At 42.1% G+C, this 22,840-nt stretch carries 27 protein-coding genes; 6 read left to right on the forward strand and 21 right to left on the reverse strand.

What is annotated here, in order from left to right; all coding sequences use genetic code 11:
- Positions 1-11: 11 nt before the first annotated feature.
- From JJE29_03450 to JJE29_03475, 6 genes are all read right to left on the reverse strand, one after another.
- Complete coding sequence (locus JJE29_03450) at positions 12-563, reverse strand: helix-turn-helix transcriptional regulator (GenBank protein MBK5251673.1); 552 nt, start codon at positions 561-563, stop codon at positions 12-14.
- A 208-nt stretch (positions 564-771) separates the two neighbouring features.
- A complete protein-coding gene (locus tag JJE29_03455; protein MBK5251674.1) occupies positions 772-1,527 on the reverse strand; it encodes an amino acid ABC transporter ATP-binding protein in 756 nt (251 codons plus the stop codon).
- 14 nt (positions 1,528-1,541) lie between these two features.
- The gene (locus JJE29_03460; protein MBK5251675.1) at positions 1,542-2,195 is read right to left on the reverse strand and encodes an amino acid ABC transporter permease; all 654 of its coding nucleotides are present in this window, start codon (positions 2,193-2,195) and stop codon (positions 1,542-1,544) included.
- A 3-nt stretch (positions 2,196-2,198) separates the two neighbouring features.
- On the reverse strand, positions 2,199-3,014 hold the full coding sequence (locus JJE29_03465) for an amino acid ABC transporter substrate-binding protein (GenBank protein ID MBK5251676.1): 816 nt from the start codon (positions 3,012-3,014) through the stop codon (positions 2,199-2,201).
- A 123-nt stretch (positions 3,015-3,137) separates the two neighbouring features.
- Positions 3,138-3,425, reverse strand: coding sequence for a hypothetical protein (locus JJE29_03470; protein ID MBK5251677.1), 288 nt, complete (start codon positions 3,423-3,425; stop codon positions 3,138-3,140).
- Positions 3,426-3,440: 15 nt separating this feature from the next.
- A complete protein-coding gene (locus JJE29_03475; protein MBK5251678.1) occupies positions 3,441-3,788 on the reverse strand; it encodes a cupin domain-containing protein in 348 nt (115 codons plus the stop codon).
- 206 nt (positions 3,789-3,994) lie between these two features.
- On the opposite strand from JJE29_03475, the gene JJE29_03480 reads away from it, so the two are divergent.
- Positions 3,995-4,900, forward strand: a complete 906-nt coding sequence (locus tag JJE29_03480) for a LysR family transcriptional regulator (GenBank protein ID MBK5251679.1) — start codon at positions 3,995-3,997, stop codon at positions 4,898-4,900.
- Positions 4,901-5,007: 107 nt separating this feature from the next.
- On the opposite strand, the gene JJE29_03485 is transcribed toward JJE29_03480, so the two are convergent.
- The 7 genes from JJE29_03485 to JJE29_03515 all read right to left on the reverse strand — a co-directional run bounded on the left by JJE29_03485 (position 5,008) and on the right by JJE29_03515 (position 11,445).
- Positions 5,008-5,628 carry a TVP38/TMEM64 family protein gene (locus JJE29_03485; protein MBK5251680.1) on the reverse strand — a complete coding sequence of 207 codons (621 nt, stop codon included), beginning with the start codon at positions 5,626-5,628 and terminating at the stop codon, positions 5,008-5,010.
- Between the two features lie 85 nt (positions 5,629-5,713).
- Positions 5,714-6,586: an alpha/beta fold hydrolase gene (locus JJE29_03490; GenBank protein MBK5251681.1), complete on the reverse strand. Its 873-nt coding sequence runs from the start codon at positions 6,584-6,586 to the stop codon at positions 5,714-5,716.
- 79 nt (positions 6,587-6,665) lie between these two features.
- Entirely contained in the window at positions 6,666-6,851 is a 186-nt protein-coding gene (locus JJE29_03495; GenBank protein MBK5251682.1) for a FeoB-associated Cys-rich membrane protein, read from the reverse strand.
- Positions 6,852-6,861: 10 nt separating this feature from the next.
- Complete coding sequence (gene feoB / locus JJE29_03500) at positions 6,862-8,868, reverse strand: ferrous iron transport protein B (GenBank protein MBK5251683.1); 2,007 nt, start codon at positions 8,866-8,868, stop codon at positions 6,862-6,864.
- Positions 8,869-8,878: 10 nt separating this feature from the next.
- Positions 8,879-9,106, reverse strand: a complete 228-nt coding sequence (locus JJE29_03505; protein MBK5251684.1) for a ferrous iron transport protein A — start codon at positions 9,104-9,106, stop codon at positions 8,879-8,881.
- 264 nt (positions 9,107-9,370) lie between these two features.
- On the reverse strand, positions 9,371-10,345 hold the full coding sequence (locus JJE29_03510; GenBank protein MBK5251685.1) for a rhodanese-like domain-containing protein: 975 nt from the start codon (positions 10,343-10,345) through the stop codon (positions 9,371-9,373).
- Positions 10,346-10,533: 188 nt separating this feature from the next.
- Entirely contained in the window at positions 10,534-11,445 is a 912-nt protein-coding gene (locus JJE29_03515) for a sulfurtransferase (GenBank protein MBK5251686.1), read from the reverse strand.
- Between the two features lie 188 nt (positions 11,446-11,633).
- Here JJE29_03515 and JJE29_03520 point away from each other — a divergent pair, with 188 nt between their 5' ends.
- Positions 11,634-13,181, forward strand: a complete 1,548-nt coding sequence (locus JJE29_03520; protein ID MBK5251687.1) for a glycosyltransferase family 39 protein — start codon at positions 11,634-11,636, stop codon at positions 13,179-13,181.
- A 25-nt stretch (positions 13,182-13,206) separates the two neighbouring features.
- Here the strand turns inward: JJE29_03520 and JJE29_03525 are convergent, their stop codons facing one another.
- From JJE29_03525 to JJE29_03555, 7 genes are all read right to left on the reverse strand, one after another.
- Positions 13,207-13,959 carry an ABC transporter ATP-binding protein gene (locus tag JJE29_03525; GenBank protein MBK5251688.1) on the reverse strand — a complete coding sequence of 251 codons (753 nt, stop codon included), beginning with the start codon at positions 13,957-13,959 and terminating at the stop codon, positions 13,207-13,209.
- On the reverse strand, positions 13,956-14,636 hold the full coding sequence (locus JJE29_03530) for an ABC transporter permease subunit (protein ID MBK5251689.1): 681 nt from the start codon (positions 14,634-14,636) through the stop codon (positions 13,956-13,958). The genes JJE29_03525 and JJE29_03530 overlap by 4 nt, the downstream gene beginning before the upstream one ends.
- A gap of 83 nt (positions 14,637-14,719) precedes the next feature.
- A complete protein-coding gene (locus JJE29_03535) occupies positions 14,720-15,652 on the reverse strand; it encodes an ABC transporter substrate-binding protein (protein ID MBK5251690.1) in 933 nt (310 codons plus the stop codon).
- Positions 15,653-15,682: 30 nt separating this feature from the next.
- Positions 15,683-16,924, reverse strand: a complete 1,242-nt coding sequence (locus JJE29_03540) for an ATP-grasp domain-containing protein (GenBank protein ID MBK5251691.1) — start codon at positions 16,922-16,924, stop codon at positions 15,683-15,685.
- Entirely contained in the window at positions 16,924-17,682 is a 759-nt protein-coding gene (locus JJE29_03545) for a glycosyltransferase (GenBank protein ID MBK5251692.1), read from the reverse strand. Before JJE29_03545 ends, JJE29_03540 begins: the two co-directional genes overlap by 1 nt.
- Entirely contained in the window at positions 17,683-18,843 is a 1,161-nt protein-coding gene (gene rffA, locus JJE29_03550) for a dTDP-4-amino-4,6-dideoxygalactose transaminase (GenBank protein MBK5251693.1), read from the reverse strand. It lies immediately after the preceding gene.
- Positions 18,827-19,840 (reverse strand): dTDP-glucose 4,6-dehydratase, encoded by a 1,014-nt coding sequence (locus tag JJE29_03555; GenBank protein ID MBK5251694.1) that lies wholly within the window; start codon positions 19,838-19,840, stop codon positions 18,827-18,829. Before JJE29_03555 ends, rffA begins: the two co-directional genes overlap by 17 nt.
- Positions 19,841-19,900: 60 nt before the next feature.
- Here JJE29_03555 and JJE29_03560 point away from each other — a divergent pair, with 60 nt between their 5' ends.
- The gene (locus JJE29_03560) at positions 19,901-20,119 is read left to right on the forward strand and encodes a sulfurtransferase TusA family protein (GenBank protein ID MBK5251695.1); all 219 of its coding nucleotides are present in this window, start codon (positions 19,901-19,903) and stop codon (positions 20,117-20,119) included.
- Between the two features lie 4 nt (positions 20,120-20,123).
- Here JJE29_03560 and JJE29_03565 read toward each other — a convergent pair whose 3' ends face one another.
- Positions 20,124-21,020 carry a LysR family transcriptional regulator gene (locus JJE29_03565; protein ID MBK5251696.1) on the reverse strand — a complete coding sequence of 299 codons (897 nt, stop codon included), beginning with the start codon at positions 21,018-21,020 and terminating at the stop codon, positions 20,124-20,126.
- Between the two features lie 296 nt (positions 21,021-21,316).
- Here JJE29_03565 and JJE29_03570 point away from each other — a divergent pair, with 296 nt between their 5' ends.
- The 3 genes from JJE29_03570 to JJE29_03580 are packed head-to-tail and all read left to right on the forward strand — an operon-like array spanning position 21,317 to position 22,553.
- A complete protein-coding gene (locus tag JJE29_03570) occupies positions 21,317-22,018 on the forward strand; it encodes a YeeE/YedE family protein (GenBank protein ID MBK5251697.1) in 702 nt (233 codons plus the stop codon).
- Between the two features lie 24 nt (positions 22,019-22,042).
- On the forward strand, positions 22,043-22,273 hold the full coding sequence (locus tag JJE29_03575; GenBank protein MBK5251698.1) for a sulfurtransferase TusA family protein: 231 nt from the start codon (positions 22,043-22,045) through the stop codon (positions 22,271-22,273).
- 49 nt (positions 22,274-22,322) lie between these two features.
- On the forward strand, positions 22,323-22,553 hold the full coding sequence (locus JJE29_03580) for a sulfurtransferase TusA family protein (protein MBK5251699.1): 231 nt from the start codon (positions 22,323-22,325) through the stop codon (positions 22,551-22,553).
- Positions 22,554-22,840: the final 287 nt, after the last annotated feature.

The following is a 22,840-nucleotide window of genomic DNA, read 5'->3' on the forward strand; positions in this document are numbered from 1 at the left end:
ACAAATATCTATTAATACAATGAAGGAGAAAAACACGAAATTGCAGTTGTAACTGTTTTTAATGGATTGTATATCCTGTGGCTTACATTCTCCTGTATGTAGATGCTGTCTCCCTCTTCAAGAACATACTTTTCTTCCCCGAGATATACATGAAAAGAACCATGCAAAACAAAAATGCATTCATCGACTTTGTGGGACAAGTAATCCTCATTGCTCCAGCTTTCTGCATCCATATGAATATAGATGATTTCCATCTTGGGTCTTATCGTCTTGTTTGAGGCCATCGGAGTAACGAATTCATATATCATTGTACTGTTAGGCAACGCCAATTTTTTACGCTTTTCTGCCTTTATAAGAAAATGATCGGCATTTTCCTCTGAAAGAAAACTGTAAATCGGGGTGTCCAGCGCCAACGCGATTTTCCTAAGCGAAGAAAGTGAAGGATCAATAATGCTTCGTTCAATCTGAGAAATATAACTCGCAGTAAAATTAACCTGCTTTGCCAATTCGCTCAATGTCATACCTTTTTCCTGTCTCAGCTTTCTTATCTTTGCACCTATCATATACAACCTCCAATGCATTCTTTTTGCACGACTGCTTAGATAAAATAAATAAATAGTTCATGAATCCAACTCTTTTTCACTATTATTTTACCACAAGATTATTTTATTATCCACATATTTCCTAAAAATACGGGCAATTGCCCATTGATTTCTTTGTGTTTCACATCAAAATTAAAAGCGACCGCAAAATTGCGGCCGCTTCATAAAATCAAGATAGTATTTTGTCGAGGAATATTTTTATCCTCGGATGCTCGGGATTGACAAAAATCTTGTCGGGATGTCCATCTTCTACAATTTTTCCGTCCTCCATGAATATTACGCGATCCGATATTTCCCGGGCAAAGTTCATTTCATGGGTGACTATCATCATCGTCATGTGTTCCGCCGCAAGGGCTTTTATGACTCCGAGTACCTCCCCTATCAATTCGGGATCAAGTGCGGATGTCGGTTCATCAAATAGCATTATATCCGGATCCATAGCCAATGCTCTGGCGATAGCCACGCGCTGCTTTTGCCCCCCCGAAATCTGTGAAGGGTAGCTGTTTTCCTTGTCCATCAAGCCCACCTTATCCAAAATAGCCTTCGCCTTTTCTCTTGCTTGGCTCTTGCTCCTATTCTTGACAAGGGTTTGAGCAACCATAACATTCTCAAAAACGGTCAAATGCGGAAACAGATTGAATCCCTGAAAAACCATTCCCATTTTTGCCAGACCATCACTGACGGTATTTTTTTTAATTATCCCGTCATCTTCCCTATTCTTTCTGCTCACAATCTTGAGGCCCTCAATTTCCATTATTCCTTCATCAATGGACTCTAATTGTATTACAGATCTTAAAAGTGTACTTTTCCCGGCTCCGGAAGGGCCTATGATCGATATGATTTCTCCACGATCTACTTCCAAATTGATTCCATCAAGCACCTTTAATGGTCCGAAATTTTTCGAAACATTTTTTATTTCAATCATTTTCATGAATACACCTACTCATAGTACGAATATTTTTTTTCCATGCGGCTGAATGTCAAAACAATCACCGATGTAAAAACGAGGTAAATCGCTGCCGCTATGAAAAAAGGCGTGATTATAAACTCCCTGGTAACAATTTCCTTGGCATTTCTCAATATTTCCGCCAATGCGATTACCGAAACAAGCGCGGTGTCCTTGACTAGAGTTATGGCCTCATTGCCCAAAGGAGGAAGAATCCTTTTTATCGTCTGCGGTATGATTATTTTTCGCATTGTCTGGCTGTAATTCATTCCAAGAACCTTTGCTGCTTCATACTGTCCCTTGTCAATGGATTGTATTCCCGCCCTAAAAATTTCCGTCAGGTATGCCGCGTAATTGACTATGAATGTCAATGCAGCCGGAATAAACGGTCCGCTCCAGCGCACTCCAAATACCGGCAAGCCATAGTAAGTGAAAAATAGTTGGAGCAGAAGGGGAGTCCCTCTGAAAACCCAAGTGTATATGCCTACCGCACTGCTTAAAATCTTGTTCTTTGAAATTTTTCCTAAAGCAAACATAAGCCCAAGAGGCAGTGAGAAAACCGCCGTTGCGGCATAAAGCCCCAAGGTGACCCCGCTGCCTTTCAGTATATATAAGGTTATGCTTAAAAGCTTATCCAAATTCTCCAGCTCCTATTTGACTACTATCGCTTCCCCAAACCATTCCTCTGAAATGGCATCGGCTGCTCCATCGGCTTTCATTTCATCCAAGATTCTATCGAGCTCTTCGCCGAAGGCAGTGTCTTCCTTGCGATATGCAACTCCGTACTCCTCGTCTGTGAAGTAGTCATCCAAAACTTTATACATGTCAGGTTTCTTGGCGATATAGTATCTTCCAACAATCTCATCTACAACTACAGCGTCAGTTCCCTCATTGGCAAGGTCAAGAAGCGCTTCAACATTATTTGAATATTTTCTTATGTCTTTGAGTTTTTCGGCAACTGCAGCCTCATCGTTTAATGCAATATCGGAGCTGCTTCCCAATTGAACACCGACAACCTTGTCTTCAAGGTCCGCTTTTGCCGCTATGTCGGAGTCAAGTCTAACTATGATGATCTGTCTATTATTAAGATAAGGCTTTGTGAAGCCCATTGTTTCTTTGCGCTCGTCGGTAATCGTGAGTCCGTTCCATATTACATCAATATCGCCATTTTTAAGGCTAAGAGCGATTCCATCCCAGTCTACCGGTTTTAAAACAACTTCAATGCCCATTCTGCTTGCAACCTCTTTAGCCAAATCGATGTCAAAGCCAACAATTTCTCCATTGTCGTCCCTGAATCCCATTGGTGGGAAACTGTCATCCAAACCAAGAACAAATTCACCTTTATCCATTATTGCCTGCAAAGAATCCGGCGCTTCAACGACCTCAGGCTCTTCCTTTGGTGTACATCCACTAAAGGCAGCCATGACCATGGCCAATACCATCAACAATACTAGAATTTTTTTCAAATTAATTTCCCCTTTACTTTTTATTGTTTCGAATTATAGCACAAAAGTATTATACTTTAGCGAACTAAATTTGTAAAGCATTAATGCGAAAAAGAAAATATGAGAAAGGCCCTTGGGTCTTTCTCATATTTTCTTAGTCATTTTATTTATGGACACATATTCTATCATTCCTATAATCAGAAATCCTATTCCTAGATACAAGGCACCAATCATTTTAGTGTTCCATTCCTTAGCATATAAAGCCCATCCTATTGCTGAAAAAAGCATTATACGCCCATGGATGCTTAGCGCTTTTGTGAAAATCTTGGGAAATTCCATCTTTTTTTCCGCCATGCTTTTGGCATATCCCAAGCTGATTATCAGAGAGAGCAGCATTGGAACAACCAATATGGCCAAATCCCTACCAGTCATATGTCACTTCCCTTTCTATTTATGGCCTTCTTTAGGTACTATACAAATGAATTTCAATCTGTCTTTTCCTATGTTTCTGAATTGATGAAGTTCTCCTGAAGGAACATACGCGTATCCGCCGGACTCTATGGCATAAACCTTGTCGCCTACTTGGAGCTCTCCATTCCCTGCAATTATATAGTTTATATGGGGCCAGTCATGCACATGCTTTGGCGAAAAGCCGTCCACACCCAATTCAAATTCCCTCATAACATAATCCGACCAACCTTCATCAGCGCCTATCAAGACCTTCATGAAGGCATCTTTAGCCTCAGGATTTGTAACCTTAATCTCTTTTACCGAATCCATATTTGCAACAATCATTAATATCACCTCTCAGTTTTTTCTTTATTATATACCATTTCAGTCCATTCCGTAAAATCTTTTATCAGCAACGCTCGGGCCGGCGCCGCCTCCGCGGGGTCCTATGCTTTTTTTACCCCGCAACTAATAAAACAAGCTTGAAAGTATTCAATTGATTCAAACCCCGTGATATACTTATAGCGACGCATTTAGGAGGAACCTTGCACATGGATATCAAACAATTGGAGGCTTTTGTAGCAATCGCAAAGCTCAAGAGTTTTTCCAAAGCCGCTGAATCCCTTTACATTACCCAACCCACAATTAGCACTCATATCAAAAATCTTGAATATGAATTGAATGCTACCCTTATTGATAGGTCATCTAAGAAAATTTATCTTACGCAGGCGGGAGATATCCTTTACAAATACGCCGTGGATATCTTGAATAGTCGCGATTATGCAATATATTCACTGAATGACTATAACGGTAGAATAGAAGGTCTTCTGGAGATTTCGGCCAGTTCGGTGCCGGAGGAGTATTTGCTGCCGGATATGCTTATGTCGTTCAATGAGATTTTCCCCGATGTAAACTACAAGATTTTCAAGTACGATTCGGGCATTGTTATTGACAAAATTCTTCAGGGAGAAATCAATTTTGGCATAGTGGGTTCGAAAATAGATTCCAAAAAACTGGAATATCTGAAGATTATGAGCGATGAAATCATATTGGCAGCTCCACCATTAGATATGTATTCATCGGTAGAGATTACTCCTGATGAATTGAAAAACTTTAAATTCATCTTGCGTGAAAAAGGCTCCGGCTCAAGAAAAGCTCTTGAGGAAGCACTTTCAAAGCAAGGCATTTTCATTTCAGATCTAACCATACGAGCCTTCATCGAAAACAACAGAACGATTGTGCAATGCCTCAAGAAAAATATGGGGCTGACTTTCATTTCGAGGCACGCCGTCCTTAAGGACCTGAACGAAGGCTCTCTTATAATAATTCCGGTAAAGGACATGCATATCTTCAGAGATTTCTATTTTGTCTACAACCGGACAATAGCGCTTTCACCCTTGGCAGAAGCTTTTAAGACCTTCGTCATCAACAGGTGCTGCCATTCATCTCACGACTAAAGTCACGGGTATTTTGGCGCTTCTCATAAATGGCAATAATGTGATTGGTTCTTAACACAAAAGCTCCCTAAAAGGCAATTGCCTTTTAGGGAGCTTTTGTTAAAGTTTCACGATTTAAAATGCTTCTTTTCATACCCTTCAAGAAAAACCTTTGAAACATATCCCACAAAAACCATAAGCGTAATTACAAGGATAGAACGAACAGGATTGTCATACATCGCCTTGAAATTATACCCTATGATGCTTAGGAAAAGAATCATCACCAGCTTCCCGGCAAGTGTTGCAGCCACAAATCGCTCGGTCGAAAGATCTGACAATGCGGCTATGAATGAAACAAGGAAACTTGGAGTAAACGGAAAGCAATACAACAAGAAAAAAGGAGTGAAGCCTCTTTCCTTTAATCTCTCTAACCTATGGGCCATTTTATCATTTGCGTAGATTTTATTGAACAGGCCATGGCTTCCAAAGTTTCTAAGCAGCATGAAAACCAGTATTGTTCCTATCGATGTTCCAACCCAAGAATAGATATACCCGAAGAAAAATCCAAAAACAAATACATTTACTGTCACAAAAATAACCAACGGAAGGAAAGGTAAAAAGGCCTCTATTGAAACAAGTCCAATACCCAAAATGAATCCGAATTCCCTCAAGTACCCTATAGCCGCCACGAGGTTTTCTTCGTTAATGTATGTCATTACTTCCTTTATTAAACCGACCAACGAATCCATTACGGCAAATCCTCCAAATAAGTCTTATATGATGAATATACCACAAAAGTTCATCCGGGAAACCTGTTCGCCATGGGTAAATCGATTATTGACCCTGCCCGTCAATAAAATACTTGCATATGCTTTTTTCATGCCAAAATGCACCTTTCCCTGTGTGGGAAAAACCCACATGCCCTCCAAATTCGGTAATAACCCAGTCTATGCAATCGTTTACCTTCATTTCCTCTTCATCCGGATAACATTCATGTCCTAGGAAAGGATCATCCAATGCATTAATTATCATTACAGGCACTGAAATCTCCGACAGATACGGCTTGGAGCTTGCCTTTTCATAATAATCCATCGCATCCCTAAACCCATGAATCGGTGCTGTATATCTGTCATCATAACCCTTTATTGTATGTATGTTTCGAAAACCGCTTAGGTCGATTTCATCGGGATAAGTAGTTTTCTTCCTTTTAAGGGTCTCGCCGAGTTTCCTCAGAAAACGCTTTCTATAAAAAAGGTTTTTTGGCAAATCCAAAGCTATCGAGGCTGACGCAAGGTCATAGGGCGCGGAAACAGCAGCCGCCTTCGATATCAAATAGCTATCCCTAGCATTTGCCCCTTCCTCTCCCAAAAACTTGAGTAGAACATTGGCTCCTAGGCTAAACCCGACCATAAAAATATTTTTATAATCAGTTTCATTCAAAACATATTGAAGCAGCTGTCTCACATCATTTGTATCCCCGCTATGGTAAAAACGCAATAGACGGTTAGTCTGTCCTCCGCAGCCCCTGAAGTTCATGCACAATGTATCCATCCCCGAATCATTCAGGGTTTTAGCCATGCCTTTCATATACGGTCTATCTGCACTCGATTCGAGTCCATGGAGAATAACGGCAAGCGTCGTTCCTCCCACAATAGACCAATCCAGATCCATAAAATCACCGTCGTCCAATTCAAGCCTTTTCCGCACATAGCTCAGATCCGAAATACTTCGGATCTGAGAATGGTAAATAGTATTAAAATGAGCGTTTTCAAAAAAGCGCTGCGGTCTATATTTCATCATCTTTTGCATGGCCATCTTTAATATCCTCGTCTCTGTATGCGCAGCTCTTGCCGCATGTTCCGCAGCCTCCCGGGCACTGTCCCTTTTTTACCCTCACAAAATTTTTCCATATTATATAAGAGGCATATATGAGAATTGCACCGGCTATTATGAATGTAAGTATCTGACCCATTTAAAGCCTCCTATCCGACAAACAAGCTGCCGATTTGATACACTCCAAAAGAGATAACCCAAGCTATTATCAATTGATATGCAACTGAAAAGCCAGTCCATTTCCATGAACCAGTTTCTTTTTTGATTACGCTAATAACCCCTATGCAAGGGATGTAAAGCAAGACATACACCATGAAGCTGTAGGCGCTAAGCGATGTAAAAGAACCGGAAAGAGCCTCCATAAGGCTTACCCCGCTGCCTGCCCCGGCGCCATATGCAATGGACATGTTGCTTACAATTACTTCCTTAGCAACAATTCCCGTCAGAAGCGAAAGCGATGCCCTCCAATTCCCAAAACCAAGTGGAGCATATATTGGAGCTATGAGCTTACCTATAGATGCTGCAAAACTGTCCGCAAAGGCGGCCGGTCCTCCAAGATTGTAGTTAAGTAAAAACCAAATAACTATGGAAGCCGCAAATATTAGAGTTCCAGCCTTAACTATGAACTCCTTGACTCTTTCCCATACATGTATCCCTATTCCCTTTGCGGTTGGAATCCTGTAGGGCGGCAATTCTATCAATAGAGGATTCGGTTCGCTTTTAAAGATTGTTCTCTTGAATACGAATGCCACCATAACCGCTACTGCTATTCCCAAGAAATAGAGCGAAAATACTACCATAACCTTGCTCCTAGGAAAAAAAGCAGATGCGAAGAGTGTGTAAACCGGCAGTCTTGCCGAACAGGATATGAAAGGATTTATGAGTATCGCCGTCATCCTGTCCTGTCTGTTCTCAAGCGTGCGCGTGCTCATTATTGCAGGCACATTGCAACCGAAACCAAGAATCATCGGAATAAAAGCCCTGCCCGACAAACCTATGCGCCTCATGGTTCTGTCCATTATAAAGGCGACCCTTGCCATATATCCGCTATCTTCAAGGATAGATATCGCAAAGAAAAGCGTTGCTATGTTTGGCAAAAATACCAATATACCCCCGACCCCTCCGATGATTCCTTCCACTATCAAAGATATGAGCCAGTCCGATACGCCCGCACTCGCAAGCCACCCAAATACCGCGTTTGCAAGTATGTCGGAAAAAAACACATCAACCAATGTCAAAAGCCTATTTCCCACCACATCGAATGTAAATGCAAAAACGCCGAGCATTATCAATATAAAAAGCGGCATTCCAAGATACTTGTTCATTACTATTTTGTCTATCTTGTCGGAAACCGTTTCCATGTCGCGTTCCTTGTCAATTAGGATTTCGTCGACAATATCGTTAATGAGTTCGTATTTCTTTTTGACAATCAATTCTTCGTATCTTTCCCCATGACGGTTTTCAGGATTGAGATAGGCCTTTTGACCCTTTCCCATCAAGTTCATTATTTCAAGATCTTCCTCTATAACTCGGAGAGACAGCCACCTGTGGTTAAACTTGTTGAGACATGCCAAGTGGTCAATGAGAGAATGCGTGTCCTCTATCCTATCCTCAATATCCTCTCCATAGTCTACTTCTATGGGCAAATACATGTACGAGCTCTTCGCCGTTTCTACTACTGCATCAAGCAGCCTATCCTTGTCACCCATCTTCGATGCTGTTATCGGAATAACGGGTGTGTTAAGCCTTTTTGAAAGAGCATCAATATCTATTCCTATCCCTTTTTTCTCAACCACATCCATCATGTTAAGGGCGATTATCACTGGCCTTCCCATTTCTATGAGTTGTATGGTGAGATACAGATTCCTCTCGAGATTGGACGCATCCACTATATTGAGTATTACATCGGGTTTTTCGTCTATGATGTACTTTCTTGTTACTATCTCTTCCATTGTATATGGAGATATGCTGTAAATTCCCGGCAAGTCGGTCAAAAGAATATTTTCTTCACCGTGTTCAAAACGGCCTTCCTTCTTTTCAACGGTAACTCCAGGCCAGTTCCCAACATAATGGCGTGCACCTGTCAGCTCATTGAAAAGAGTCGTTTTGCCACTGTTGGGATTGCCTGCAAGCGCCACCTTTATCTGTTTATCCATTTACTTACCCCTATTTCCCCAAATTTCTCACTTCTACTTTTTCGCTGATTCCTCTTCCAAGAACCAACCTTGATCCCCTTACGCTAATGACAATTGCGTTGTTTTTCTCGCTGGAAAGCACCTTTACTTTAACCCCTGGTGTCAAACCCATGTTGTAAAGCCTCATCTTAAGATTTCTCCCCGAATGTATGCAATCAATTATCACAAAGGAATTGGCTTCCGCTTCTGCAATAACCATAAGTCTGCCTCCTGTTCTATTTTGATATTGATAATCATTATCATTGTATATAGACAATTTTACCACCCTTTTCGATGGTTGTAAATACCTCTCTTAAAATAATGTTCCTTAATATTATGCCACCATTTTGAACATATGTCCATAATACCTTTTTCTTTATGATTAAACTTTTGAACATCCTATGACTAAAGTCACGGGTATTCTGGCACTTCTCAAAAATAAAAGCGCATTGCCTCTAAGGCAATGCGCTTTTATTTTAAAAAATTATTTTACTGTTTCATAGCCTTTGTTGCTCCAACCGGAAGGAGCATTAGCCTCCATTCCCATTCCACCATTTAATGAAACGGCATCGTATCCAAGCATTCTAAGCGCGGCCACCGTCTGACCCGCGGTTTGACCCGTGTAGCAATAAACAACTACAGTTTTGTCTTTAGGGATTGTATTGAAGGATTCCTGCATTCCGGCAGCCCAAGGTATATTGAATGCCCTGGCTATATGACCGCTTTCAAAGGCATCTGCGCCTCTTACTGAAAGAATGTATATGCTGTCGTCTTTCTCGTCAATCAGTTTCTTGAGGTTGTCTTCGCTTATCTTGTAGTTCTTGTAGATGGTATCGCTTACATCAGCCAAACCTTCATAGTATGAAGCTATTGCAGTCATCATATCTTTATCTATTTCCGTATTTACAGCAGAATCAAAATCGGAAGCTTCCGTTACAGTAACGGATTCAACTCCTGCAACCTTGCTGATTCCAAGATTCCAACCGAGGTTTACCGAGTATGCCTCGAATCCCGCAAAATTGAGAAGCGCAACAGTCTGTCCTGCAGTTTGACCCGTGTAGCAATATACATAAACGGGTTTGTCCATTGGGAGCTTGTCAAGATTGTCGCTTATTGCAACGCCCCAAGGTGCGTTTATAGCTCCCTTGATGTGGCCTTCAGCGTAAACGTCAGGCTGTCTGATGTCGAGTACAAACATGTCCTCTTCATTTTTAACCTTTTCTACAAAAGCATCCTGCGCGATTTTGTAGTTATGGGCAGGCTTGTCTGCGAAATAATTTTCAACAGCCAGCTCCATGGCACCCGTCTCGCTCGAAACAGAAACCTCGACGGGTGCAGTTTTTTCGATTTTTTCTGCCGGCTCGGTTTGAGTCTCCGGTGCCGGAGTGCCGCATCCTGCAACAAGAGCTAATATAAGCATTGTCACAATCACAAGTATTAATTTATTCTTTTTAAACATAAATAGAATTCCTCCTCATATTTTGTGTTATTTAATTAACAAATTTATTATACCAATTTTTATACGGTCTCAATAAAACAATTTGCTAATGCAACATTAGAAAACTTATTAGCCAATTCTTTATTATTAAAAGCCAAGTCACTTGTAAGCGGCTTGGCTTTTAATATATGAAGGAGTTTAATAACTTTTTATGATGCATCCTGTTCGTTAAATTCAACTTTTTCGCCACTTGGCAGCTGAACCGGAAGGGCCTTGTCGGAAGACCATTCCAACCATGCTCCGTCGTAAAGCTTGAGGTTTTCATACCCTGCATTTGCAAGCGCAAGATAGGTTTGCGCCCCTCTTATGGATGTCTTGCAATACATTATTACGGTTGAATCCTTTTCTATTCCATTTTCCATGTACATTATTGCAATGTCCTGAGCCGACTTGTAGGTTCCGTCGCTGTATTGGTTTTCAACATAATTAATATGAATCGAACTAGGGATTGTTCCCTCTTCATATTCCTCAATTGTTCTTGTATCTATCAAGAAGGTATCGGGATCGGGATAATTTAATTGTTCTATTACGGTGTCCACAGTCGCAATCATTGTCTCGTCAAATTCTCCGGCTTCATAAGAAACACTTTTCACATTGGGAACTTCCGTTGAACTATTCATTCCGGATGCCTCCAAAGCTTTCAAACCCCCACTAACGACCTTAACCTGATCATTGCCGTAGGCTTTCAGCGTCCACCAGAATCTTGCAGCATCCATGTGATTGTTATCGTCATATACAATTATCTGCACTCCGTTGTCGATTCCGCTTTCTCCAAGTATTTTCTCGATCTGATCCTTTCCTCCAACCATGTTGGGAAAAGGTTCATTGACTACTATGTCTCCTCGTGTAATATTCACGGCGCCTTCAATATGAGCCGCTTCGTAGGCATCCGCCATTTGGGCGTCAACCAGAACCGCTCCGTCTTTTACCATTGAAATGGCCCGCTCCGCTTCAATTATATACGGTCCTTCTGCCTGTCCTGTAGTTCCCAAACATCCTGAAAGAGCTCCCAAAGCCAAGACCAAGGTTAAAAGCACTGCCGCTTTTGCGTATTTTTTCATGTATAATCCTCCATCCTTTTCTATAATATGATTGTTAATTTAACAACAAACATCACTGATAGTATACAAGACGCATCCAGATATCCGGTATCCATTTCTTTAATATTGCATCTGATTATTAAATGCAAAATGTTTTTTGAATGTAATGGTATAATAATCACAGAAATTCCAAAGGAGGGGAACATCAAATGGAAAGATCCAATTCTTTTATAAAAAAACACGGCATATTCATATTGATGCTTTTTGTATACGCCATAGCCAATGTGTTTTTTCTTGAGCAATTCCCCTTTATGCATTCAGACGAATCTTGGCTCAGCGGGTTTTCCCAAACTGTATTGAAGGAAGGGCGCTTTGATTTAACTGAACCCTTCTTCAATCTTTATCCTAGAAATCCACATGCCATTAAAATATTTTTTGTGGCCATTCAAGCATTTGTAATCAATCTATTCGGTCACAGCCTATTTAATATGAGAATGATTTCACTGGTTTCCGGCCTATTTTCGCTTTGTCTTTTCTACAGAATTGTCATGACACGATTCGGGAACAGTAAATTCGCATTGCTTGCCACAGGTCTTCTGGCCGTTGACATACAATTCATATATGCATCGCATTTGGCAAGGCAGGAAAGCATTTTGCTGCTCATAAGTCTCGCTGCATACGATTATTTCATTAGAAAAAATCCGCCGACAACAAGGAGCGCCGCCATGCTTGCAGTCATACTGGCTCTGGGCATAGGTATTCATCCAAACAGCTTCATCATTTCAATCCCTTTCGGCTTAATGCTTTTTTATCGATTTTTGAATAACAGGGCTAGGGGCGTAGACCTTCTGGCCTTCACGGTCGTACTTGGCGCTGCAGCCGCCTTTTTCATAGCCCTGAGTCTTCGCATGGACCCCGGCTTCATAGGGAACTACGCAGCCTACGGCGAAACCCTGGGCGTTGCCGAAAGTCTTGTTTCCAAGCTTCTACAGATTAAACTGTTCTACCAGAAGCTTTTTCTTCAGGTGAGCGGAACATACTACACACCGGACATAAGGCTTCAGCTTCTGCTCATGATTCCGGCTTCTCTTTGGGGCATAGCGAGGCTTGTAAAATCAAAAGGAACCTCCGGTGAGGCATATCCCCTATTGGGTCTTTTGGGAATAAATCTTGGGTATTTGCTTGTCGGCCGTTACAACCAGACGAGCATAGTTTTTCTTTTTCCATGGTTCTATTTGCTGACGGCAGAGCTTTTGTACCCGCTTACGAAACAGCGCAATGCATTACTTGGGATTCTTGTTGCGGCAACACTCTCGATAAGTTGTTTTCAAATAGCCGCACACCCCGGAAAAGACTATTCTTCTTACCTAGAAAAAATATCGAGCCAGGTTCCCAAAGATGCTAGGGTGCTCGCAAATCTTAACACAGGATACTATTTCAACCCGGACAATCTTCGCGATTACAGGAACCTTGCGCATCTTAAAGAAAACTCGCTCAGCTTCGAGGATTACATAGATATGAATCAGATAGAATTTATACTCTACCCCGAGGAAATGGATATCATATGGAATACCCGTCCAGTCTACAACAGCCTCTATGGAAACCCTGCGGATTATTATGAATCTATGAAAACCTTCCTCGAAGAAGACTGCATGCTTGTTGGAACCTTTACAGACGACACCTATCCAGTTCGAATAGTAAGGCTTATGGGACAAAAGGAAAGGACCCTACGCATTTACAAGGTCCTTGATCGATAGCTTGCCGAGTAAATAATGACTTAAGTCAAGCGGTTATGTCTTTTTTGATTTTTTCCTTCTCGTCGAAATAGGCTTCCCCAGTCTTCCTGAGACCCTTCCATCTATTATTTATTATTCGCTTTACTATGCCGGATTCCTTACCCATTATCAGAATCCTATCCGAGATGTAAAGCGCCTCTTCAATATCATGGGTTACGAATACTACGGTCAAGCCTTTTTCATTCCATATTGCAAGCAGCAATTCCTGCAATGACTCCCTCGTTATGGCGTCAACACTGGCAAATGGTTCATCCATAAGAAGTATGTCAGGCTCGGAGGCAAGGGCCCTTGCGATGGCGCCCCTTTGGCGCATCCCTCCCGACAATTCATGTGGAAAATAATTGCCGTAGCCTTTAAGGCCAACCTGAGATAAGATATCCGAAGTCTTTTCATCGTAGAAAGCCTCTGAACGCTTTTCATGGCGTTTTCTGATCGGCATAGCCACATTGTCTCCAAGCCTTAGCCACGGAAACAATTGGTGGTTATCCTGAAAAACCATTACCGCGTAAAAGCTGGGCCCTTTTATTGGTTTCCCATAAAGCAGAACCTCCCCCGACTTTGTATCCTCGAATCCTCCGAGTATGTTCAGTGCCGTGGTCTTTCCGCAACCAGACGCACCAAGTATTGAAATTATCTCACCCTTGTCAACCTCCAGCGAAAAATCCTTAAGAATCAGTTTTGAAACTCCATCCTTCATATAATGCTTTACGATGTTTCTGGCTTCCAATACCGCCTTCATTCGGTCATTCCCCATTTCTTGACTGTCCTGTTCTCTATGAATCCAAATACAAATTTTTCGACTGCTATACCAATTATTATTATGACGGCAAGACCCGAAACTATTCCCGCAACATCCATAAACACCCTGCTTCTGTATATTGCCCAGCCGATTCCTCCCGCCAGGCCGGCTGCTCCAAAAATCATTTCGGCGCTTATTAGGGCTCTCCAAGCTCTCGCCCAGGCTATCTTTAGTCCTGCAATCAAGAATGGAGCCGAAGCCGGGATTAAAATACGGATGATTTTTTCACTCGTTGAAAAGCCATAGTTGTCACCAACCTTAAAGTAGATATCCGGGATCGATGCCATGCCGGAAAGAACATTCTGCATTAGAGGCCAAAAGGCTCCATGCACTATTATTATAGTAATTGCAGTCTTGCCGGTCCCCACCCAGAGTATTACGAGGGGAAGAAGCGCAACACCCGGCAATGGGTGAAGAAGTGCGACTATAGTTTCAAATATTTTCTTGAAGCCTGAGGCCTTGAGACAAACATAACCGACACACATGGCCAAAAAAACGCTGATTAAAAGCCCCTTTCCAATAAGCTCAAGAGAATAGAGTATCTGAACAATTAGATTTCCCTCAAAAATACCCTCTCTGAGGCTTTCTGCAACCTCAAAAGCCGAGGGAAAAACCATCGGATTCAACCATCCTGATACAGAACACGCCTGCCACAGTGCAATCAATGCAATAATTATTCCTATTCCTTTCATTCCCTTCATTATCCCTCGCCCCTAACAAGCTTATCGATTTCTCCGAGATCATCTATATATCCCTCGCCTTTCATAAAATCATGGATTTTTTTCATACCATTGATTTCCAGGGTATACAACATGTCTTCTCTTGTGATGTACTCGTAAATTTTTTCTTCATCCAAACCATAGGATTTCGATAGAATCTGAGACGCCTCATATGGATTTTTTTCTATGAATGATACCGCCTCGGCCAATGCATCCTTAAATGCATCCTCCCAGAGCGGATTCGTCATTGAAAATTTGTCCGTAGAAACTCCTACCACAAAGGTGAACCTTTCCTCCATGGCCTCTTTTCCTGTCAAAACTACATGAGCCTTTGGATTTTCAAGCTCCATGAAAATGTACGGGGGACTCGTAAAATGGCCTGCTATGTCTATGTTCGCAAGCAGTGCGTGCATTCCGTCCGGATGCGTCATTGAAACAATCCTGTCATCGAAATACCTCGCGTCCCCAAGCTCTCTTTCCGCAGCCATGGATAGAAGCATGTGCTGAATGCTTCCCGGCTGTGGGAGTGCTATGCGATCCGATTCGTCGAAATCCGAAAGTGATTGTATGTCCTCATCAAGGCTAACCAGGGCAAGCGGAACCTCGGATAACCCTGATAGTATTTTCCATTCCATGCCCTTGTCCGCTCCTATAAAAAATGGCGGAAGCGCCATGAATCCTATATCAAGGTCTCCTGCTACCATGGATTCCCTTATGGATGTTGTATTTGCCATCTGCTTCCATTCTATCTCCACGCCCGGCAAAGAGTCTTTTAGAAATCCTTTTTCCTTCATTATTGTCACCGGCGCATATGCCAGTCCGTATTGCTCTGCAACCGAAAAACCTTTTCTTTCCTGCGAACATCCTGCAAGAAGAATAAGAACAACAAATGCCACAATGATTTCTTTAACCATATATCTTTTCACAACATCAATCCTTTCACTCTACAGAAACGGTCCCTTTATTATCATGTTTTTTCCACTTTCGTCAAAGAATTTGAGCCTTTCGTATACTTCATCCACGCTTGCCTTTAAGGCGTCCCTGTCCATGCCCTTTGCAAGGAAGTAACCGGCCCGTTGGGTTGCATTTTCAATACTGCCCAACCTCTCTCCATCTTGTAAATGGTATCCAGCCTTGAACACGCCTTCTATTTGGAGTAGCTCCTCCTGGGGAGTTTGTCCGCAAATCCTTCCCGGCAATGCAAAAAAAAGCTGGGCTGAAAGATGCTCTTTTATTTTCCAGGCATCGTGATTCAAAAGTTTTTCATATGAAATGGGGCTGCCAAGTATAAAATCGGTCTGCAGCTTAAGTATGTCCACTCCAGTCAATTCGGGTATTGTCATATCCTCATAGGCGCCTCCTATTCTGCAAGCAATTTCGTTTATCATTATACCTTCCGACCCCACAAGCATCTGATAGTAAATGGGACCGTTCCTTATACCAAAAATCCTTGTCGTAATATCAGTCAATTCTCGTATTTCCTTTTCCCGGGAAAACATATGCCTTGACGGAAATTGGTGAGCTGTGCAGATGCCTATGTGTATGCCTCTTTCCATGACTATGCGGTCAACAACAGTAAGAATCTTGGCCCTGCCGTCAACAACCCAGCCGCTCACAGTTATTTCGTCGTTTGGATAATAGTTTTCTATGAGAACCTCCGACTGCCTTGAGTAGCTCAGCGTTTCCATTATACTGCTCCGTACAGCTTCAACGGAGTCCAAACGGAACACCCCTCTCTGCCCTTGGCTATCAAGTGGCTTTATGACATAGGGAGCCTTAAGGTGTGCGATTTCGCTGTCCTTGAATCTTTTGCCTATGAACGCATGCGGCAGCGTCGGAACGCCACCTGATGCCATGATTGTTTTCATTCTTCTTTTATCCGTAGCATCGAGAGCTTTTTCAGGATTAAAAAAAAACCGGAGTCCCAATGCTTCCGATACTGCGGCAGCCGTATATACCGGTTGGTCTGTACCCGTAGTCATTACGCCGTCAACATTATACCTGCCTGCCACTTCCAGGCAGGCCTCGGTGTCAAATGTGCTCGCATCGCTCTTGAAAGTGCTAAAGGCCTTTCCGGGGGCGTTTGGGTAGTAGTCGACGGCTACAACTTCGTGGCCCATTTCGTTTTCAAGCCTATTGATTGCGTTTGCCTGGCACGGACCGGCTCCCAGCATCATTACTCTCATTATTCCGCATCTCCTTCCATTTCCAATCTTTCAATCTCATATAGCTTGCCACGCTTGCGAAATCTTCTCAGAATCTTGAACTCCGAATAGTAAATTATCAGATTCGCGAAAATTTTAAGCAGCTTAGAAAATGTATAGTTGGACTGTCCGTGAACCCTTTCCTCTTGGCCAAAGGGCACCCAAGCTATACTGTCAGTTTTTTTCATCAATTCTGCGGACACATATACAAAGGCCGTATTTCCATTTAACTGTTCCGGTTTTAGGCCGGCTGCAAACATCCTGCAGCTGCTTATTCGGACAGGCTTATTCCTCTTTAATATAAAATTGAAGGCAAGGTAAGTCAATCTAGATCCGAGACGCCTGTATCTCTTCTGCATCTGCTGGTTCGGGACCGCAAAAACCAATTCGGCACCCTTGTCGATTTCCTTCTTCATTGACAAAAGTATTTTGGGCGGGTGTTGAAGGTCATCGTCCAGTGTTGCAATCAAATCTCCTGCAGCATATTGCATCCCGCAAAAGGTAGCGTTTTGCTGACCTACATTTTGCCTCAGCTTTATCAGTTTTATTCTGTTATCCGAGTTTCTAAGCTCCCTCATCACACTGTAGCTGTCGTCCACGCTTGCATCATCAACAAGTATAATTTCTACAGATTCAAAACCTTTTCTTCCCGTATGAAAAATATTTTTACATAGTGTTTTTAAAGATTTCGACCCATTGTAAACCGGAACAACGACGGATAACTTTTCTTTAGGCTTCATTCATTCACCCCTTGCCATTTCATTTAGAATTCTATCTGCCTTTGAAATTACATATTCAAGCTCATCCGCGCGGAGGTTTTCATATAGCGGAAGTCTCACGAGTCCCGCCGCCTTCTCGGATGTCCTTGGAAGATCTTCGTCCTTATACCCCATGGCTATACCCATGGACGAAGAATGCAGCGGCCAAAAATGCGAGAACGCTTGAATCGAAGCCTTCTCCATTTCGCCTTGAAAAAACCTTCTTGCTTCCCGTGATTCAAACACTATGAAAAACAGATGTGCGTTGAAGGCTCTCCCATCAGCAGGGCTTTGCGAATGCTCTATTATAAATTTGCAGCCTCTATATTTTTCAAGAAGCCTTTCATATGCCTCAAAAACGAATATGCGTTTTCTGATTATCGAATCCATTTCATCCAATTGAGGTCCAAGTAATGCCATAAGCAAATCAGAAGGAAGATACATGGATCCCTCTTCCACCCATTGGTAGTTGATTGTTTCGCCTCGAAGGAAACGCGCCTTGTCGGTTCCCCCATTTCTTATGGCTTCGGCTCTGCTTAATAGGTTTTCATGGCTTTTCCCTATGACCAGTGCTCCGCCCTCTCCCGCTTTGAAGTTTTTTGTGGCGTGGAAACTAAAGCAGCCAAAATCTCCCCATGTTCCCAATTGGCGACCGCTTTCTTCCGACCCCAACGCCTGGGCAGCATCCTCAATCAGCATGAGCCCTTGGCTATCTGCCAATTCACGAAGAGCTTTTACATCCCTCGAAATCCCTCCATAATGGACCGCAAGTATTGCCCTCGTTCTTCCTGTAATCTTTTCTTTAATTTCATCGAAACCGACGTTCATGCCTTCCGCCGCGACATCTGCAAAGATTGGTTTCGCGCCTACTTTAAGAATACAGTTTGCAGTTGAAGGATATGTGTATGAAGGCATTACAACCTCATCTCTCGGCTTTAGGCCGGAAAGGCGGGCCGCCATTTCGAGCGAATGGGTTCCTGATGTAGTTGCAAGGACCGTTCTTCCTCCTAGGAGTCTTTTAAGCTTTTTTTCCACATGCCGGGTAAAGATACCCCCTCCGGATATCGATCCTTTTTCCAATGCCGATAAGACCGCCTCTTTTTCTTTTCTTCCAATAATAGTCCTATTAAAGGGAATTTTCATATTTATCATCTCTTAGTCTTTCACGCTCCACATGCCAATCTACGGTTTTTGCAATCGCTTTTTCAAAACTATATGAAGGCTTCCATCCAGTATCTTCTCTCAGCTTGTCCCACTGAACCGAATATCTGAAGTCATGGCCCTTTCTGTCCGGGGCAAATTCTATTAGATTGTCATTCATGCTTTTTATTCTTGGGTCTCCAGCTTTTAGCCTCGATGCCGTTTCCCGTATAAGCCTTTTCGCCAATTCTATGTTTTTCAATTCCAAACCTGATGAGATATTGTATATCTGGCCCGATTTAAAGTTTTCAAGCAATTTACCAATTGCTGAGCAATGGTCCTTAACATAGATCCATTCTCGCTTCTGCCTTCCGTCTCCATAAATGGGAATTTTCTTCAGTTTAAATGCGTTTTCGATGATTTTGGGAATAAGTTTTTCGCTGTGCTGGCTTTCTCCAAAGTTGTTCGCCGAGCGAGTAACAAGCACCGGCAATCCATGGGTATACCCATATGACAATGCCAATAGGTCTCCTGCCGCCTTCGAAGCGGCATATGGATTTTTAGGATTAAGGCATGCTTTTTCCGTAAAGGACCCATTAGCGATTGATCCATAGACCTCATCCGTTGAAATCTGCATAAATCTTTTAACACCATACTTTACAGAAATGTCAAGCATATTCCGCAAGCCTTCCACATTTGTCCTTATGAATTCCCTGCTGTTTTCAATGCTTCTGTCAACATGCGATTCAGCCGCAAAATTGATTACGGCGTAAGGCCTATGGCGCTCATAAAGCATTTCCATAACTTCTTCCGAGCATATGTCTCCATGGTAAAACAAATGCCTTGGGGAAGCTGCAAAGCTTTCAATATTGGCCATGCTTCCAGCATAGGTCATCTTGTCAATAATGCAAATCATGGCACCTGGGTCTGTCTCATGTAAATAGTGTACAAAATGGGAGCCTACGAAACCAGCCCCCCCTGTAATAAAATAGGTCTTCATATAACCATCCTTTTTTATGTTATAATTATTGAAAATTAAAGTTGAAAGGAAGAGGTTCTATTGAAAAAAATTGACTGCTTGGGAGACATGTGCCCAATACCAATTCTCAGGTCACAAAAGGCATACGACGAATCCTCTCCCGGAGAATCATTCATGCTCGTAAGCGACCACAGCTGCGTGGTTGAATCCGTGCAGGACCATTTCAAAAATAAATCAGTATCATTGTCCGTTGACGAGGTTATGAACGGCATATGGGAGATTACTTTTACGCGAATTTAACAAATCAGCAGAAGCTTTTCTTCCCTAATTCCTTAAATCTTTCCATAAACTCCTTCTCAACGGTGTTGGAATCCGTACCCTTCTTGTGTATGAAGAATATGTCATATTTCAAATCTCTATCCACGATATCAATGACTTTAAGCTTCTTTGTATACAATTCCTTCTTTACAGCCATATACGGCACAACCGATACCCCATAACCCTTTTGGACCGAAGCTTTTACTGATTCCATTGAATCAAGGCTAAATACTGTATTTAAATCGTTAAAGCCAAATCCCGCCTTCTTGAACTCGTCCAAAATTTTTCTTCTTATGTTGAATTTTTCAGTAAGCATTATGAACGGCAGTTTGACCACATCCTTGATTGAAACGGAATCGGGAAATTGATCCGAATTGAGTGCAACCAAAACCAATTCGTCATTGCCAACCTTCATTACTTCCAACTCTTCAAGCAAAGGCTCTGTACACATGAATCCGAAATCACACAAGTCATTCATTACCTCTTCCTCTATGTTAAAAGACGAGTTCGATACCATTTCATAGTTGTGGTATGGGAATTTCTTTTTTATAACATAAAGCGCGCAGGGAAGTGCATAATCGGAAATGGACCAGCACGCCTCTATCTTGATCAGCTGATCGGATTTTTCGGCGTTTTTCATTTCCTCCTGCATCTTTTCATATGTCCTGAATATGTTTTCGGCATATTTTAAAACAATATTCCCCATTGGTGTAAGTTCAACACCCTTGTTGCTTCTTATCAAAAGCTTGTGTCCCATACTATCTTCCAACTTCTGAATTTGTTGGCTCAATGCAGACTGGGAAATATGTGCATTGCTTGCCGCTTTCGAAATGCTCTTTATTCTAACCACTTCATAAAAATACTTCAAACTCTCTATATGCATTTCCAAACCCCCCTATTCCTCATTTAATAACTATTAATATTTACACCATTGTAACAGATTTAAGGATTCGTTGCTTAAATTTGCATATTTTTAATATTCTACCCTTCTGGCCTTCCTATAATCAACACAGCTAGATTTGAACCTCCCACGACTAAAGTCACGGGCCTTCCGGCTCTCCTCATAAATTATTGTAATGTTATATCACCATATCCATTAATAGGTAACCTCTTTCCTATGCTATTCTTTTCATGTACCATTGTTAATTATATATCTAATTAGTTGAGGAGAGTGATCCAATGACAGAAACTAACAACACCCAATCTTCGTTGAGCAGCAGAAGATCCTCAAGACCCACTCGTACTAGAAAACCCAAAAAAAGCCAGCTTCCAAAGGCTTATATAACCTTAGGGGTAGTCATAGCGATTGGTTTGGGGCTCAGTTTCATATCTGAGACGCTTGCATTATTCTGGATCATAGGATTAGGCTTTGGCTTCGTACTTCAAAAAGCTAAATTCTGTTTCACAGCATCCATGAGAGACCCCTATCTGACCGGCAGCACAAGTGTAACCCGCGCCGTCTTAATTGCTTTCGCAATAACGACCGTCGGCTTTACTGCCATCAAATACGGCTACTTCATTAAAGGCTTGCCGATTCCCGGCATGAGCTACGTTGTACCTATCAGCTTTGCTACTGCAGCAGGCGCATTCATCTTTGGGATTGGCATGGTCATAGCAGGCGGTTGCGCCTCCGGAACTCTTATGAGAGTCGGCGAAGGTTTTGCCATGCAAGTCTTGTCTCTTATCTTCTTCATTATAGGCTCCCTATGGGGCGCACATGACTTCGGATGGTGGAAATTAAACGTCATCTCCAAAGGAAAAGCAGTATTCCTTCCGGATGTTTTCGGATGGTTCGGAGCGGTTGTAATTCAATTGCTTCTTTTGGCAGCTCTATATATAGCTGCTGAAAAATGGGAACACAGAAACGACGAAGCTCTCTAAAACACACTAAAGGAGGATTTATAAATGGCTAAAGAATACGAATTGGATTGCATGGGTGAAGCGTGCCCGGTGCCTTTGATTAAATTGGAAAACAAGTTGAACGAACTCGAAATCGGTGATCTCGTAATCGTTCAAATCGACCACAGCTGCGCAATGAAAAATGTTCCCGAGTGGGCAAGAAAGCAAGGCCACAACGTTGAAATCGAAGAAGTAGACGACGGCGAATGGGAAGTATTCGTAGAAAAAGCAGTATAAACATATTTGCCTGCGAATATCAAAAACATAACAATAGGAGGATTTATACATGGCTAAAGAATATGAATTGGATTGCATGGGCGAAGCGTGCCCAGTGCCTTTGATAAAATTGGAAAACAAGTTGAATGAGCTCGAAATCGGTGATCTCGTAATCGTTCAAATCGACCACAGCTGCGCAATGAAAAATGTTCCCGAGTGGGCAAGAAAGCAAGGGCACAACGTTGAAATCGAAGAAGTAGACGACGGCGAATGGGAAGTATTTGTTGAAAAAGCCGTTTAATCAAATCCATATCGGGAGGTATCGCTTTGGATATCAAAAATAATGAGTTTTATAAAAAATGGTTCAAAAATTCCTATACCTATATAACAGGCGCCGTTCTCTTGTCTATTCTGCAGATAGTGACCTTGGCATCCACTGGTAATCCAGAGGCCACTGAAAAAGCACCCTATTTTAGCGTAAATTTTTTGTTGCAAAAATCCAATTACAATTATTCGTTTTGTATATAAATTTTCGCTAGAAAAAGATGCCTATTTCCCCATCAATTTAATTATTCTTTTCATATTTGC

Source organism: Peptostreptococcaceae bacterium (assembly GCA_016649995.1).
Lineage (GTDB): Bacteria > Bacillota > Clostridia > Peptostreptococcales > BM714 > BM714.